Annotated in this window: 12 protein-coding genes; 1 reads left to right on the top strand and 11 read right to left on the bottom strand. The window is 44.5% G+C overall.

The genetic code is table 11. From position 1 onward, the window contains the following. Nucleotides 1–33 precede the first annotated feature (33 nt). The 3 genes from FED51_RS09335 to FED51_RS09325 are packed head-to-tail and all read right to left on the bottom strand — an operon-like array spanning nucleotide 34 to nucleotide 3740. Nucleotides 34–1482 (bottom strand): aldehyde dehydrogenase family protein, encoded by a 1449-nt coding sequence (locus FED51_RS09335; protein ID WP_138090453.1) that lies wholly within the window; start codon nucleotides 1480–1482, stop codon nucleotides 34–36. 11 nt (nucleotides 1483–1493) lie between these two features. Then, nucleotides 1494–2522 (bottom strand): homoserine dehydrogenase, encoded by a 1029-nt coding sequence (locus FED51_RS09330; protein WP_138090451.1) that lies wholly within the window; start codon nucleotides 2520–2522, stop codon nucleotides 1494–1496. Between the two features lie 21 nt (nucleotides 2523–2543). Continuing rightward, nucleotides 2544–3740 carry a cystathionine gamma-synthase family protein gene (locus tag FED51_RS09325; protein WP_175414314.1) on the bottom strand — a complete coding sequence of 399 codons (1197 nt, stop codon included), beginning with the start codon at nucleotides 3738–3740 and terminating at the stop codon, nucleotides 2544–2546. 186 nt (nucleotides 3741–3926) lie between these two features. Here FED51_RS09325 and FED51_RS09320 point away from each other — a divergent pair, with 186 nt between their 5' ends. Continuing rightward, a complete protein-coding gene (locus FED51_RS09320) occupies nucleotides 3927–5588 on the top strand; it encodes a PucR family transcriptional regulator (protein WP_010897896.1) in 1662 nt (553 codons plus the stop codon). A 174-nt stretch (nucleotides 5589–5762) separates the two neighbouring features. On the opposite strand, the gene kapB is transcribed toward FED51_RS09320, so the two are convergent. The 8 genes from kapB to FED51_RS09280 all read right to left on the bottom strand — a co-directional run bounded on the left by kapB (nucleotide 5763) and on the right by FED51_RS09280 (nucleotide 15885). Beyond that, nucleotides 5763–6140 (bottom strand): kinase-associated lipoprotein KapB, encoded by a 378-nt coding sequence (gene kapB, locus FED51_RS09315; protein WP_138090447.1) that lies wholly within the window; start codon nucleotides 6138–6140, stop codon nucleotides 5763–5765. A 15-nt stretch (nucleotides 6141–6155) separates the two neighbouring features. Next, nucleotides 6156–6335, bottom strand: a complete 180-nt coding sequence (locus FED51_RS09310; protein ID WP_053431323.1) for a hypothetical protein — start codon at nucleotides 6333–6335, stop codon at nucleotides 6156–6158. Nucleotides 6336–6355: 20 nt separating this feature from the next. Beyond that, nucleotides 6356–6607 (bottom strand): hypothetical protein, encoded by a 252-nt coding sequence (locus FED51_RS09305; RefSeq protein ID WP_138090445.1) that lies wholly within the window; start codon nucleotides 6605–6607, stop codon nucleotides 6356–6358. Between the two features lie 87 nt (nucleotides 6608–6694). Beyond that, nucleotides 6695–7063, bottom strand: a complete 369-nt coding sequence (locus FED51_RS09300; RefSeq protein ID WP_010897892.1) for a hypothetical protein — start codon at nucleotides 7061–7063, stop codon at nucleotides 6695–6697. Between the two features lie 640 nt (nucleotides 7064–7703). Further along, nucleotides 7704–8342, bottom strand: a complete 639-nt coding sequence (locus FED51_RS09295) for a YpjP family protein (RefSeq protein ID WP_010897891.1) — start codon at nucleotides 8340–8342, stop codon at nucleotides 7704–7706. Between the two features lie 194 nt (nucleotides 8343–8536). Continuing rightward, nucleotides 8537–10024, bottom strand: coding sequence for a glutamate synthase subunit beta (locus tag FED51_RS09290; protein ID WP_010897890.1), 1488 nt, complete (start codon nucleotides 10022–10024; stop codon nucleotides 8537–8539). A 94-nt stretch (nucleotides 10025–10118) separates the two neighbouring features. Continuing rightward, nucleotides 10119–14711, bottom strand: a complete 4593-nt coding sequence (gene gltB / locus FED51_RS09285) for a glutamate synthase large subunit (protein ID WP_053431993.1) — start codon at nucleotides 14709–14711, stop codon at nucleotides 10119–10121. A gap of 364 nt (nucleotides 14712–15075) precedes the next feature. Further along, on the bottom strand, nucleotides 15076–15885 hold the full coding sequence (locus FED51_RS09280; protein WP_010897888.1) for an NRDE family protein: 810 nt from the start codon (nucleotides 15883–15885) through the stop codon (nucleotides 15076–15078). Nucleotides 15886–15910: the final 25 nt, after the last annotated feature.

Genomic DNA, 15910 nt, shown 5'->3' with positions numbered 1-15910 from the left:
CGTCATCTTTAGACGGCCATATCATCGTTTTACTTATATTTTATGTTCGGGCAAATGAAAAGCGACTACCTTCTGCTCCGTCATTTCCTCGATCGCATAGCGAACCCCTTCTCTCCCGAGTCCTGACTTCTTTATTCCACCAAATGGCATCGCATCAATTCGTACATCACTCGAATCGTTTACCATGATTCCACCCACTTCAAGCTTTTCAATTGCCGAAAAAGCAGCCGTTAAATTGTTCGTAAACAAACCTGCTTGTAAGCCAAAATCCACATCATTCGCGCGGGCTACTGCTTCTGTAAGTGAATGGACACCCTCAATGATCACAATGGGGGCAAAGGCTTCTTCCTTCGCTAATCGGGAACTTGGGCTTACATTCGTTAAAACGGTTGGCTCGAAGTAGGCTCCGGTTCGCCGTCCGCCCGTAAGAACCCGAGCTCCTTCCTCCTTCGCTTCCTCAACCCAGCGCTCAATTCGTTTCGCTTCCTTTTCCGAGATCATCGGCCCTATATCGGTCTCCTCCAATTGTTTATCACCAAGTCGTAATTGCTTTGTTTGAGCAACAAACGATTGGATAAACGAGTTAAATACCGATTGTTCCACGTAGATCCGTTGAACGCCGATACAATTTTGCCCTGCGGCACAAAACGCACCGGATACACAAGAAGCAACAGCCTCCATTAGCTCAGCATCTTGTAAAACAATCGTCGGCGAATTGGACCCGAGCTCCATTGCAAGCTTTTTGACACCAGCCGAGCGGGCAATTTTTTCACCTGTCTCATAGCCACCTGTAAAGGAGATCAAGCGAACATCTCTATGCTTCGTCAAGGTAGGACCGATCACCGATCCGTGTCCTGTGATCACTTGCACAATTTTTTTCGGTAATCCTGCCTCCTCCAATGCTTTCACGAGACGAAGGGCACTTAACGGGGTGAAACTTGACGGTTTAATAATCAAACTGTTGCCAGCTGCAATCGCTGGTCCGATTTTATGAGCGACTAAATTAAGTGGATCATTAAACGGCGTAATGGCCACGATGATTCCGAGCGGAAAACGGTAAAAGTAGCCAACACGCCTTTCATGACCAGGCATTTGTGAAAAGGGGATCGTTTCACCGTGCAATCGTTTGGCTTCTTCGCCGCTTAATGTGAGCGTTTCAATGCAACGTCTTACTTCGCTTCTTGCTTCACGGATCGTTTTACTCCCTTCCTTCGCAATAGTTTGCGCAAAAAGCTCACGATCCCGTGTCACAATTTCTGCTGTTCTTTTCAAAATAGCTGCGCGCTCATGGATCGGCATTTGACGTGCTATTTCCGCTCCTTCTTTTGCCGCTTCGATCGCCGCCTTCGCATCGGCTTCCGTTGCCGCTGGAACAGTAGCGATGACGTGATTCGTTCCGGGGTCTATCACCTCTATTGATTGCTGGCCGTGCTGCCATTGATCGCTAATGAGCATTCTCTCTTGTACGACTTGTGTATGCATCTCTTCTCACCTCACTCCCCTAATCTGTTCACATGCAATAAGTCGATTAATAAGGCAAAGCCTGTTTCTTTCACTCCAGCTCCAGCTCCAATCAAAGTGATCGGCCCAGAAATGTCACATTCATACGTAATCGCATTGATCGCGCCGTTAATATTGGCGAGAGGATCGGTGAGCGGCAGACGCTCAGGCCTAACGGTTGCGATCGTCCGCTCCCCCTCTTTTTTCACTCGACCGATAAGCTTCCACCGTTCTCCCGCTGCATGAGCATCCTTTATATCACGAGGCGTCAAGTGGGAAATCCCTACACGCTCCACATCTGATGGCTTCAGAGGAATGCCCATCATTACATTTGCGAGGATAACTACTTTGTAAAGAACATCGTATCCTTCAACGTCGCTCGTCGGGTCTGCTTCAGCATATCCGAGCGTTTGTGCGTCTTGCAAAGCTTGCTCAAACGTTTTTCCTCGTTCCATTTCTGTTAAAATGTAGTTGGTCGTTCCGTTCAGAATGCCTTTAACCTCTTGAATGTTGTTACCAATTAATGTATGTTCAGGTAGCCTTAGGGCCGGGGTGCCACTCATCACCGTTCCTTCATACAGCAGCTGAACGCCGTTTGCATCGGCAAGCTCCTTTAACTCTTGATAGGCAACAGCGATGGGCCCTTTGTTTGTCGTCACGACATGCTTACCGAGACGCAGAGCTTCCTTGCAGTGATCAATGGCCGGCTGTCCGGTTAACACATCGGTGAAGGTCACTTCCACAATGGTGTCTGCATTCGTTTGCTGAATCGTTTCAAAGCTATTCCATCCCTTTATGACGCCAGACCGTTCAGGATAATGCTCAAACGTCCCATCGGTTTCAATTATTTCCGCAATGAAATCCAAATCAAGTCCATTCGGATCGTGTACCGCCCCCCGTCGCCAATCCGTGATCGAAACGACTTGTATATGCTCTGGGAGCTCCTCGCCCCGCTCTCTTAAAATTTGAATGAACCCTTGTGCCACACCGCCGAACCCAATTAAAGCAACTTTTTGTGTCATTTCGTTCACCTCGCATTCGGATTAAGTAATCGAGTCAAGAGCTTGGGACAAATCCTCTATAAGATCAACGGCATCTTCAATTCCAGCTGAATACCGGACCAATCCTTCAGGAATTCCGAGTGCTGCCCGTTCTTCTGGCGTGTTCTCTACATGACTTGTCGTTCGAGCAGGGCCGACCGTCGTTTCAACTGCTCCAAGGTTGGCTGCCCGATTAGCGTAAGTTAAAGCTGGGAGGAATTTCCGCACAGCTTCCATCTCTCCTTTTAACGCAAAGCTCAGCATACCGCCAAAACCGCGCATTTGTCGCTTGGCAACCTCATGGTGAGGATGGGTTTCTAATCCTGGGTAGTAGACAGCTCTCACTTTGTCATGTTCGGTAAGAAATCTCGCCACTTTCATTGCGTTTTCTTGCTGCTTTTCAACGCGGAGCTTTAACGTCTTCATCCCTCTTAACAGCAAATAAGCTGCCATCGGGTCAAGGGTTGCGCCATTAATTTCTCGGTAATGGTAAATGGCCGATACAAGCTCTTTGTTTCCGCAAGCAACACCGCCTAAAGCATCCGCATGACCGCCAAGAAACTTTGTTGCGCTATGAATGACTAAATCGGCTCCAGTAAGCAGTGGATTTTGATTGATCGGTGTCGCAAAGGTGTTATCAACAAACACGAGCGCATTATGCTCGTGAGCAAATGACGTGATTCGTTCCAGATCGGTAATTTTAACTGTCGGATTCGTTGGTGTTTCTAAATATACAAGAGTGCAACCTTTGGTGATTTCCCTTTCGAGGGCTTCATGATCTCCTGTTTCGCAAAGCGTCACTTCTATCTTTAAACGGGGTAAAAACTCTGAAAAAATTTTATTCGTCCCACCATACGTATCTTTTATCGAGACGACACGATCTCCTGGCTTTAATACGGTCAATAACGAATTTGAGATCGCCGCCATACCCGTGGCAAAGCTTGTGGCAGCCTCTGCAAACTCCAGCTCCCGCACTTTTTCTTCAAACGCCTGAACAGTTGGATTTGTATTGCGACCGTAAATGTGCCCATCTTTTTTACCTGTTGCTACTTCATACCATTCATCCACATCATCATACCCAAAAGATACGCTATGGACGATCGGTACCTGTGTTGCCCCATAGGCTAAAAAGGATCGTTCTCCAGCCCATACAGCTTTCGTTCCAAGTGCTTTGTCGTTCATCATCATATGAGGATTCATCTAGATCCCTCCTGACCGTTTGATACTTCCATTCTATTACTCTTTACAAATAAATCCATTCACCATTGTGTAAGAAGTTTTCAAACGGCTGTTGAACAAATTGTCTAAATGTTGCGATCTTTCTTGTAGTATGGGCTTGCCTCTTTGTACAATGAAACCAAAGGGATGAACTGGAGGTGGTCTGTTATGAATTTGACCGTTTCTGACGTAGTGGAGCTAATGGGTGATGCGGTCGTGCAAACAGGAGAAGCCTCTCTCCAAACTCAGCCAGTCGAGTGGGTCTCTGTCATCGAAACACCTGTCGAAAACTTCGTCAGGGAAAACGAGCTTGTTTTAACGACAGGGATCGGCTGTGGGGAAGATGAGGAGCGTTTTCTTCAATTCGTCCACGATATTGCTGCTTCCAATGCTGCAGCGCTCGCCATTGCCATGGGGCGATTTGTCAAGCATATCCCAGATCGTGTACTTCACTACGCAAGTACTCATGGGCTCATTTTGCTCGAAATCCCATGGGAGCTTCGGTTTGCCGATTTGATTCAAAGTGTGTTATTACAGATGGAGCAACGAAAGCAAAAAGAAATTGAGCAAGCAGAAAGCTTAAGGAAACAGCTATTGGAAATGATTCTCAATGGTACCACCTTTCATCAAATTGCCGAGCATGTATCACACGTATTCGACGCACCGATCTTACTGCTAGACCGACGGGGCGTCATTCGAGGAAAAAGCGAGAATAGTGATCAACTAGAACGTATTTGGCACTCCTCCTTTTCGCACGAGGTCATCGCTTATCAACCATCGGTCCATGCCCCATCCGGTTCATCAAAATGGCTCCATGATGACGAGTCTGCTGCCTTACAGTTAGTCATTCGTTCTGCTGGCGAGATTCAAGGTTATTTACTCATTGGCACAGCCTCGGAGGAGCATACATTAGAACAGCAGATGGCACTTTTTGAACATGTCACAACGGCGGTTGCTCTTCACTTTCTTCATGAACACGCTGCCAAAGAAACGGAATGGCGTCTGCAAGGGGATTTCGTTTGGAGCTTAGCGAAAGGAGACGTAAGCTCCTGGGATACCGCCCTCTCGAGAGCAAAATCTCTTGGCTATCAAGTCCATTTACCTTATCTCTGCTTAACGGCGATGCCAGAAAACATTTCACAGCTCTATCAACAAGACCGAGAACAAATTGGGACATTCGATCATTGGTTACAAGGGGTGACTCGTTGTCTAGAAGAGGAAGCATACGATGTAGCCAAAAGTTTACACCTGCAAGTGATGGCTACCTATGCGAAAGAGTATCTGATTGTATTTTTAGAGGTTGTTCAAGACCGTAGTACGGAGACAGCTTACACTTACATTCAAAGCTTTCAGCAACGAATGAGTTTGCTCTTTCCCCATTTGTTTTTTTCTTGGGGAATTAGTAAGACCTCCGGCTACAAACAGTTTCATGAAAGTTTTGAGGAAGCGAGAAAGGCCCTAACCGTTGGCCGTAAACAACGGGGACCAGGGTGCCAAAGTCTGTATGCCGATACAAGGATCGATCGAGTTCTTTTCAGTTTAATAGACAATCAAGAGCTTCGTGAGATGACCGATAGTCTCCTTCATTCTCTTCTCGTTTATTCAGTTGACCGGAAAATTGATCTCGTGAACACGTTTCAAACCTACCATCGTAATAAAAGTAATGTGAGTCAAACCGCAAGACAGTTAAACCTGCACCGACAGTCGTTACTCTATCGACTTAGGAAAATAGAATCTCTCACCGGTTGCTCACTTAACAATCCAGATGATGTGTTTTTACTTGATTTAAGTATCCGTCTCTGGCAAGCAGGCATTTTCGATGGCTCATAAGAAAAGGGCAAAGCGCTCGCTAAACAACGTAGCCGCCTAGAACGAAGCAATCTGGATAAAGGAATCATAGTAGCTTGCGAACCGATGATACTGGCGCTTCGCTAGACATCACTGGTTAATACCCCTTTATTGTTCACTTATTCATAATGTGAATGGAAAAGGAGTACGGACCTTTTACCGTCCATACTCCTTTTCAACTTGGGCTAACACTTCAATAGAACGTTTGGCCCATTCACTTGTATCACTTGCCAACGATTTCTTCATCTCCTGTAAAGCCTTCTCAAGAGACGCCTCATAAGCTGAGGGTTCTCCTTCAAACGGCTTTAATTGAGATAAGGGCATCCATGCTTTTTCGTAGTAAGCTAATGCCTTCCGTTCATGAAAGAAAGGAACGTTAGCTTCTTTTGGGTTATGTAAATCCCCTTGCATCGGATGTTTTAGAACAGCCAAAACTTTCACAAGGGCACGCCCCTTCTCTTGCTCGACCTGCATTAATTCTCCTGCGTATACCCCAGTTTTATAAACACCACGCACAAAATCTCCAACGTTCATACGTCCACCCTTTCTTTACAACCTCATAAACATGAACACAACATAGATGGCGATAAAGGCAAAACCTGTAGCAAGCCCCCATTTGGCTAGCTTGCGCCTCCCTGTCAGCATACCAAAAACACCGAGCCCACCACAAACACCTGTCATTAGAAAAAATCCAAATACGGTAAGTACAATGATGATTTCTTCTGTCATCGTTTCCCTCCCATCCTACACTACAATCCTGGAACAAGCCAGAGGAACATGTCCCATAAAAATTCAGAAACTGGAACAAAATAGGCTTCTGCAAAATCGCCTAAATGGGTAGAGTCACTAATCGTATCAATGATCACAAAAGTAAACGTAATAAAAATCGAAATGATCGCTAATGCAAGTGTTGCCACTATTACGCAAACGTACGCAAAAAGAAGACGAAGTACCCACTTTAAAAGAGGAGACTTCGTCCTTAACCATTGCTTCATTTCCATGCCCCTCTCATCCTTTTGTTCTATCTTTATCCTATCAAAAGTATCGAGCCCGGGAACGGAACAAATTTAAACATCCTATGAACCATCTTACTGAATCTCAAGCAAATCGAGCAAATCATCGATTGGGACGCCAGATGGTGTCGAAATCACAGAAAGATCATACTTTCTTAGATCAATCCATTTGTCATCGCGTTTAATCGATCGTTCGACTTTTTCATTGTTTTTCTCGTGTTTCTCTATAACCTCTGATTCTTCATACTGGCTTTCTTGCAAATTAATCGCTTGAGAATCATCACGTCCAAACTGATACGTTAGGTTATCTTCCCGCTCAACGACTTCATCACTAAGCATCTCTTGCGGAGCACTTGATTCGCTATTTAACTTAATGACAGCAAGGGCCCATACCCCAATAAAAAGAACAAACGCAAATAAAATCATGCTCCACTGTTTAACCATACGAGCTTCCCTCCATTTTCCTCTCTATGTATATCTGCGTTATCTAGTAATAGAGTACCACATTTTATTTCCACCCGCCTTAAGTTTATGTATATTTACTTAGAAAATTTCATTTTATTTTAGTAAAATAGGTTTATTTATTACAAATAAATCCAAAACCACCCCCTATGAACTACTACTTTTTATGAACCATATGAAACACTAAACCAATCCGTACCTAAAGAACTATATTGTAAAATTCAGTTAATACGAGTGTTTTTTATATAGGATTGATTGTTTCTAAAAATACTCGCGTGCCGCGGGCGAGGCTTCCGCTAATCGGGGAAAATTTCCCCGATCGATCTTCAGCTCTGGCTTTTCCCGCAGGCGTCCCGTGCTTTTGACAAGCTACTTGGAAACGTCCGTATAGTTATGCACATACACAAAAAGGATACCTTCTGATAATGTGAAAGTCACCACACTAAAACAGAATCGAAGGTATCCTTATGTTATCTCAGAAATGAATTAGGGTTTTCGTTTATGCTGTAACTTACGTAAGTACAAGGACATAAACGGCGATCACACATAAACGATCCCATGAATCAACCAAAGAAAAAAGCCGCTCATAATGAGCAGCTTTTGATTTGTAATTACATTATACTCATGCTTGCCAATAGGGAGGCATGTTTTTCCCCCAAAAAACCGTTCCTAATTCGCGATGAGATTGGAATTGATCCTCATAGGAATGATAGTGAAAATTAAACCAATACCCTTGCTTTGGTGGCTGGTCTCTCCGCACGTGGAGTCGTAATAGGTCGTTCCCTGTTTTTTGATGATAGAGATGAACAATCTTCTCACCTTGCCCACTAGCAGGATCATCGGACACCTTTAAATCGTTCAGATCATCTACTGGCATGCCTGCAACCGCATCCACAATAGCATGTTTAAACTCAGGTAAGATTTTTTCTTCGTACATGGAACCAATTTTTCTTGCGATAACTGGACCAAATTTCTTTAAACTTTGCTCATACGCTTCTTCAATAATACCGTCGGCAAATAATCTAGCGGTTGTTTCATCTGCCAGATGCACATAATGATTTGGTGTTTTCAGAACCGAATCATATAATCCATACGAATCCGCATCTACGCGGTAAATGATCGGCTTTCCATTGTCCGTGTTTTCTGACTTTTCAGGTAGTGAACTATTTTCCGTCCCTCTTACAACATCTGTTGGGGAAGCGAAGCCAAGTGTAATGAGCGCCGTGGAGACAAGTACTCCTCTTTTCATCCATTTGACCATGACAACCTACGCCCTTTCATGAAAAACGTTTAGAAAAACTTGACTTGCCACCACTGGCGGAAGCGACCGTTTTTCTTATCCTTTAAATATCCAAAAAATGGAGCGTCCATCGAAGTATGAACGCTCCGTTTCTATTATTTTCTCATGAAAGCTATGAAAATACTATTACAATTCCATAACAGAATTGTGTGTCATTACGGTAAATTCGAGGCTCCCATCAAATATTTATCACATTCTCGTGCCGCTTCACGACCTTCGTGGATCGCCCAAACAACAAGGCTCTGTCCACGGCGATTATCACCGGCAGCAAAAACACCTTCTAAGCTCGTCTCATATTTACCATACTCAGCTTTAATGTTCGAACGTGTATCAGTTTCCAACTCTAGTTCACGAACAAGCTGTTCTTCTGGCCCCGTAAATCCTACAGCTAGAAACACAAGGTCAGCTGGCCAAACTTTCTCGGTGCCTGGAATTTCAACACGGGTTTTGCTTCCATCAGGATGCACGGTTGTTTCCACAGAAATCGTATGAATTTCCTTCACATGACCTTCAGCATCACCGACAAATTTTGTCGTCATGACTTGATAAGCTCTCGGGTCCTTTCCATAAACAGCAGCCGCTTCTTTATGGCCGTCCTCTACCGTATGGACGATTGGGAACAAAGGCCATGGGTTATTGTCAGGCCGTTCGTTTGATTTTTCACGATTAATATCAAATTGCGTAATCGATTTTGCCCCATGACGGACAGAGGTTGTAATACAATCAGCCCCCGTATCTCCACCACCGATCACAACGACATGCTTCCCTTTTGCGGAAATATAGTTACCATCTTGATGGTTCGAGTTTAATAGGCTTTTCGTATTTGCTGTTAAGAAGTCCATGGCGAAGTGAATACCTTTGAGCTCTCTGCCCTTAACATTTACATCACGTGGCTTTGTCGCACCTGTACATAAAACGACCGCGTCAAAGTCGTCCTTTAACTGCTTTGCTGAAACATCTTTTCCAATTTCAACATTCGTGCGGAATTCAATCCCTTCTTCTTTTAAAAGGTTGATTCGACGTTCCACTACGTGATACGGAAGCTTTACATCAGGAATTCCATAAGTCAACAGCCCGCCGATGCGATCTTCTCGTTCAAAAACCGTTACCCAATGACCGGCTTTGTTCAATTGAGCCGCTGCTGCTAAGCCTGCAGGACCGCTACCGACGACAGCTACTTTTTTGCCTGTTCTCGATCTAGGAGGGTTAGGCACAATCCAACCTTCCTGGAATCCACGTTCTACAATATGGAATTCCATGCTCTTTATTGCAACAGCGTCGTCGCTGATCGCAACCGTACACGAGCCTTCACACGGAGCAGGACAAACTCGTCCTGTAAATTCTGGAAAGTTATTCGTTTTGTGTAGACGTTCTAACGCTTCCTTCCAGTGACCGCGATACACGAGGTCATTCCATTCTGGAATCAAGTTATAGACGGGGCAACCAATCTCCCCAGAACCATCCATTGACGTCCCTGTTTGACAAAATGGAACACCACAATCCATACATCGTGCCCCTTGTTGTCTCAATGCACTCTCCGGCATAAGAAGGGTAAACTCTTGCCAGTTTTTTGAGCGTTCAAAGGGGTCTTTCTTTGGAGGTGTTTCCCGCTTATATTCCATAAATCCTGTTGGTTTCCCCATAGCACTCACTCCAAACTACGAACGATTTTTCTCGATCTCTTCATGCATATTAGACGGGCGGTGATCAAGGTCACCGCTCCGTCGATTAAACAAGTTATTTACCGCCAACTCTGCTTTTATCGTTTTTATTCTCATCAAACGCAACCATGACCGCTTCGGTATCAGATAACCCTTCCCGCTTCACTCGCTCAATCGCCTCGAGCATGCGTTTGTAATCTTTAGGGATGACTTTAATAAATCGTTTCCTTGCTTGATTCCAGTCTGCAAGAATCGATTTAGCTAGGTCACTATCGGTGTAAGCCAAGTGACGTTCAAGCATGGACTTAATGAAGGCCACATCTCCTTCATCTGATAACGATTCAAGGAGAATCATTTCTTTGTTGCATTTTTTCTCAAACGTCCCATCATAGTCGTAAATATAGCCGACACCACCAGACATACCAGCACCAAAGTTTTTACCAACTTTTCCTAAGTTGATGACACGACCACCTGTCATGTACTCAAGCCCATGATCACCCATTCCCTCAATGACCACATTGACACCTGAGTTACGAACACAGAATCGTTCGCCTGCTTGACCACGGATAAACGCTTCTCCACTCGTGGCTCCGTAGAACGACGTATTCCCGATAATCACGTTCTCTTCCGCTTTAAAGGTCGAGCCGGCAGGTGGACGGACGATGATTTTCCCACCAGACAATCCTTTTGCTGTATAGTCGTTCGCATCCCCTTCAAGGTGAAGCGTCATCCCACGCGGAATGAAGGCGCCGAAGCTTTGCCCTGCTGAGCCTTTAAACGTAAGCTCAATCGTATCTTCCGGCAGACCAGCAGCACCATAACGCTTGCTAATCTCGCTACCTACAATTGTACCAGCGACACGATCGATGTTTTTAATCGACACAGCTGCCTGCACTTTTTCTTTGCGCTCTAACGCTGGTCGGCAAATGTCTAAAAGCTTTGTCATATCGAGTGATTGCTCAAGCTGATGATCCTGCTCGATCGTCTTGTAGTTTTTCTCCTGCTGTCCTGGCTTTGGCTGATAGAGCAAGCTTGAGAGATCGACATGGACGGCTTTCCAGTTATCAATGTTGCGATTCTGTTCAAGAACATCGGTCCGGCCTATCATCTCATCAACTGTGCGGAACCCAAGTTCTGCCATGATTTCGCGGATCTCTTGTGCAACAAATGTCATGTAGTTAACCACATGCTCAGGCTTACCCATATATTTTTTACGCAGTTCTGGGTTTTGCGTAGCAATTCCTACCGGGCACGTATCCAAATGACAAACGCGCATAATAATGCAGCCTAGTACTACGAGTGGAGCTGTAGAGAATGCATATTCCTCTGCACCAAGCAGCGCCGCAATCACGACATCACGACCTGTCATAAGCTTCCCATCCGTCTCAATGGAAATGCGGTCACGCAAATTGTTTAGTACGAGTGTTTGATGGGTTTCTGCAAGCCCAATTTCCCACGGCAGTCCTGCGTGTTTAATACTGGTTCGAGCAGCAGCTCCCGTTCCACCATCATAGCCGCTAATGACTACGTGATCTGCACGACCTTTTGCTACACCTGCCGCGATCGTCCCGACGCCTGTACCAGCTACGAGTTTCACACTGATCCGTGCTTGCGGGTTCGCATTTTTCAAATCGTGGATGAGCTCTGCCAAATCTTCAATCGAATAAATGTCATGGTGAGGAGGTGGTGAAATAAGCCCTACGCCAGGTGTAGATCCACGTACTTCCGCTACCCACGGATAGACTTTATTTCCGGGCAGTTGTCCACCTTCTCCAGGCTTCGCTCCTTGGGCCACTTTAATTTGAATTTCATCTGCATTGACTAAATAATGACTCGTCACACCGAAACGGCCAGAAGCTACTTGCTTAATGGCACTGCGACGAAGATCACCATTCGCGTCTGGAGTGAAGCGATCTGGGTCCTCTCCCCCTTCACCGGTGTTACTTTTTCCACCAAGTCGGTTCATTGCAATTGCCAATGTCTCATGTGCTTCTTTTGAGATCGAACCGAACGACATCGCCCCTGTCTTAAAGCGTTTCACAATTTCCTCAACAGGCTCTACTTCTTCTAATGAAATAGGTTTCCGGTCAGTAGTGAATTTCAACAGACCGCGTAACGTCGTTTGCTCCTTTTCTTGCTCGTTGATAGCCGACGCATATTTTTTATAAAGGTCATAATCGTTTTTACGACATGCGTGCTGAAGCATGTGAATCGTATGTGGATTATACTGGTGCGGATCTCCGTTACGTCGCCATTGTAAATCGTCACCAGGATCTAGCGCTTTATCGACACCTTCTTGCTCAGAGAAAGCTCGTTCATGACGAAGGCACACTTCTTCAGCAATCTCTTTTAATGTCACACCACCGATCCGTGTCGTTGTCCATGTAAAATATTGATTAATGACCGATTCGTCCACTCCGACCGCTTCAAATATTTGCGCACCGCGGTAACTTTGAATGGTTGAAATACCCATTTTAGAGAGTACCTTCATAATTCCTTTCACCGCTGCTTTTACATAATTCTCTACCGCTTCCACATATGAGATATTATCTAACAAACCATCGCGCAATAAGGCATCGATTGAGTCAAATACGAGGTATGGGTTAATCGCCTCTGCCCCGTAACCAAGCAAAACACAATGATGATGAACTTCTCTCGGTTCTCCAGATTCAAGAAGAATGCTTACTTTCGTACGCGTTCCTTTGCGAATTAAATGGTGATGCAAACCGCTAACAGCGAGCAAAGATGGGATAGCAGCATTCGTTTCATCCATTTTGCGATCGCTTAAAATAAGCAATGTTTTTCCGGCTTCAATCGCTTGATCCGCTTCAGCAAACAAGTTTTCCAATGCTGCCTCAAGTCCTTTGGCACCTGACTTCGCATCGAATAAGATCGACAAGGTCGTTGACGTAAACCCGTCCATCTTGTTGTGCTTTAACTTTGCCAATTCTTCATTGTTTAAGATTGGTGATGGTAAATAAATGTGCCGACAACTTAACGGTTCCGGGTTTAACAAGTTACGTTCAGCACCAATGGTTGTTCCTACTGCAGTGACCACTTTTTCACGAATCGCGTCAATTGGCGGGTTCGTTACTTGGGCAAACAATTGTTTAAAATAATTAAACAAAAGCTGTGGCCGTTTTGACAAAACAGCAAGCGGTGAATCATACCCCATGGAACCGACTGGGTCTTCCCCTTCTTTCACCATCGGTTGAATCATTTTTGTTAGTTCCTCGTACGTGTAACCAAAGGCTAATTGACGCTCACGTAACTTGCCGAAATCTGTATCTTCCACATGGGATGTTTCTAATACATCTTCCAGTTGAACGAGGTTTTCTTTCACCCATTCCTCATAAGGGTGCTCATTCGCGATTTGATGTTTAATCTCATCATCTGGAATGATCCGCCCTTCCTCAAGGTCAACGAGCAACATATGACCAGGGTGCAAACGCTCTTTGTAAAGAACATTTTCTGGATCAATGTCGAGAACGCCTACTTCTGATGACATGATAATATAATCATCTTTTGTAACGTAATACCGCGATGGACGAAGGCCGTTCCGATCAAGACAGGCACCGATTTGAGTTCCGTCGGTAAATACGATCGCTGTCGGACCGTCCCAAGGCTCCATCAATGTACTATGAAACTGGTAAAACGCCTTTTTCTCCTTACTCATGTGCTCATCGTTTTGCCAAGGTTCTGGTATCATCATCATTGCTGCATGGGCCATTGAGCGTCCAGATAAACTTAAAAACTCAATCGTATTGTCAAACATGGACGAGTCACTGCCCTCTTGGTCAATGACCGGATGAATTTTATTAAGATCCGTCCCAAACACTTCAGATTCAAATCTGGCTTCTCGTGCGTGCATCCAGTTCACGTTCCCTTTTACGGTGTTAATTTCACCGTTGTGAATCATGTAACGATTCGGATGAGCACGCTCCCAGCTTGGGAATGTGTTTGTGCTAAAACGGGAATGGACGAGCGCTAAAGCTGTTTCAAAGTCTGGGTCCACTACATCTAAATAAAATTGATCCACCTGCTCTGTTGTCAACATTCCTTTGTATACGATTGTCCGGCTCGAGAAGCTTGCAAAGTAAAAAGATCCGCTTTCCACCAATGGGCCGATTTCATTCTCCGCCCGCTTGCGAATGACATAGAGCTTTCGTTCAAAATCAAGTCCTGCCTTTACATTTTCGCTTTTTTGAATAAACAATTGACGGATGTATGGCATGGCTGCTTTTGCCGCATTGCCAAGCATTGAGTCATCAGTCGGAACGGTTCGCCAACCAAGGAACGTTTGTCCCTCTTCATTGACAATCGCCTCGAGCTTCCGTTCAGTTTCGCGACGCAACGATTCGTCCTGTGGCAAAAACAGCATCCCAACACCGTATTTCCCTTCCTCCGGTAATGAGATGCCTTCGCTTACAGTTACCTTTTGGAAGAAACGATGAGGAAGTTGCAACAGAATTCCTGCGCCGTCTCCTGTATTGACTTCATCACCCTGTCCCCCACGGTGCTCTAAGTTGCACAAGATGTGAAGCGCATCTTCAACGATTTTGTGTGATTTTTGTCCCTTCATATGAGCCAAAAAGCCAATACCGCAGTTATCATGCTCGAACTGTGGGTCGTATAGGCCTTGTTTCTTCGGGTATCCATAGTTTTGCATAGGCATCAACCTTTCTCCTAAAAGTAAAAACCTCATCACACTTCACAGCATGCTTTGAGCTAATATACAAGATAATATCATTTTTCTGACATTTCGGCAAATTAAAACTTTCAAATCCAGTCGATGAAAACGCTTTCTTCGTGGGTTTTCCTTAAAAAATTTTTTTAAAGACCAATCATCAAGGTGTGATTAGGTTGAATATTAATTTATTTTAATGTATTTTTATAACAACAGAAAATGACAAAGATTATTTTATTGCCAAAATATCCCGCATATGGACAAATGTCTATATCCGAACAATATAGTGTGTTTTCTTAATAAACCTTCACCATTTTACGAAAGGAATATCGCCATCACCTTCAAATCATTCGTAGTCTTTCTTCATATTTAAATAACTTGAAGGTAATTGGATATGAAATTCTCGCTTTTCTAAAAAAATACCCATTGGTCCGTAGTTCCATTCTAGAAAAAAGCTCTCTCCTTCATCAGTGCAAATGATCACAGTCGTAGCCCTTGTCCCATACGTTTTCCCGTTAATAAAAATCGGCGACAGGATACGCTCCCATTCAATTCCGACCCCCGTATCTGGTAACTGCTCATCAGGAAATCGCTCTTCATCCTGCATGATCGCAAGCAACTTTTTGATGATCGTCTCTATGTCCTGTTCTCTTTCAAGCACAGACTGCAAGTGGGTCCGCACTTTCACGGCTTTCGGCCAGTGGCTGTTCATTTGTCCGTTGCTGAGCATATAATAGCCCGGCTTTAGTTTTTCTCCTTTTTCCATCCGGTTCGTATAATAATATAGGTCATGATATGAACCAAAAACGAGGTTGTAGCCATCAAACTCATCAGCCGTTTGGATTAGGCGTTCCATAAAAAGCTGAGCAGAGGTATTACTAGTTAAATAGTCCTGGACAATAAAGCCCCTTGATTGAAAAGGAATCCCGCTATGTTTAAAAGAATCTCGCACATTCGTTAGTGCTGCTATTTTTCCCTCCTTTGTGAACCCTAGCCATGTTCCCCCTTTTTTAAGATCGCGACCTCCAATCACATTTGGGTCCTCTTTCCACTCATGGGCAAATAAAGTAGGTCTATCATAGTATTCATCTCGATTGGCCGCAAAAACAAATGGAAATCGTTTGTTCGTTTGATAAGCAAACGTAAGTAAGCACATGGGCATGACCATCCTTGTTTTGTTT

The organism is Halalkalibacterium halodurans (assembly GCF_005671335.1).
GTDB classification, from domain to species: domain Bacteria; phylum Bacillota; class Bacilli; order Bacillales; family Bacillaceae_D; genus Halalkalibacterium; species Halalkalibacterium halodurans.
Note: the sequence above shows the minus strand (reverse complement) of the source record. Positions and strands in the feature narration are given on the sequence as shown.

Bases quoted from the DNA above. Each gene is read 5' to 3' on its own strand.
- FED51_RS09320 (WP_010897896.1), top strand. From the start codon at position 3,927: ATGAATTTGACCGTTTCTGACGTAGTGGAGCTAATGGGTGATGCGGTC.
- FED51_RS09325 (WP_175414314.1), bottom strand. From the start codon at position 3,740: ATGAATCCTCATATGATGATGAACGACAAAGCACTTGGAACGAAAGCT.
- FED51_RS09280 (WP_010897888.1), bottom strand. From the start codon at position 15,885: ATGTGCTTACTTACGTTTGCTTATCAAACGAACAAACGATTTCCATTT.
- FED51_RS09300 (WP_010897892.1), bottom strand. From the start codon at position 7,063: ATGGTTAAACAGTGGAGCATGATTTTATTTGCGTTTGTTCTTTTTATT.
- kapB (WP_138090447.1), bottom strand. From the start codon at position 6,140: ATGAACGTTGGAGATTTTGTGCGTGGTGTTTATAAAACTGGGGTATAC.
- FED51_RS09305 (WP_138090445.1), bottom strand. From the start codon at position 6,607: ATGGAAATGAAGCAATGGTTAAGGACGAAGTCTCCTCTTTTAAAGTGG.
- FED51_RS09290 (WP_010897890.1), bottom strand. From the start codon at position 10,024: ATGGGGAAACCAACAGGATTTATGGAATATAAGCGGGAAACACCTCCA.
- FED51_RS09310 (WP_053431323.1), bottom strand. From the start codon at position 6,335: ATGACAGAAGAAATCATCATTGTACTTACCGTATTTGGATTTTTTCTA.
- FED51_RS09295 (WP_010897891.1), bottom strand. From the start codon at position 8,342: ATGGTCAAATGGATGAAAAGAGGAGTACTTGTCTCCACGGCGCTCATT.
- FED51_RS09330 (WP_138090451.1), bottom strand. From the start codon at position 2,522: ATGACACAAAAAGTTGCTTTAATTGGGTTCGGCGGTGTGGCACAAGGG.
- FED51_RS09335 (WP_138090453.1), bottom strand. From the start codon at position 1,482: ATGCATACACAAGTCGTACAAGAGAGAATGCTCATTAGCGATCAATGG.
- gltB (WP_053431993.1), bottom strand. From the start codon at position 14,711: ATGCAAAACTATGGATACCCGAAGAAACAAGGCCTATACGACCCACAG.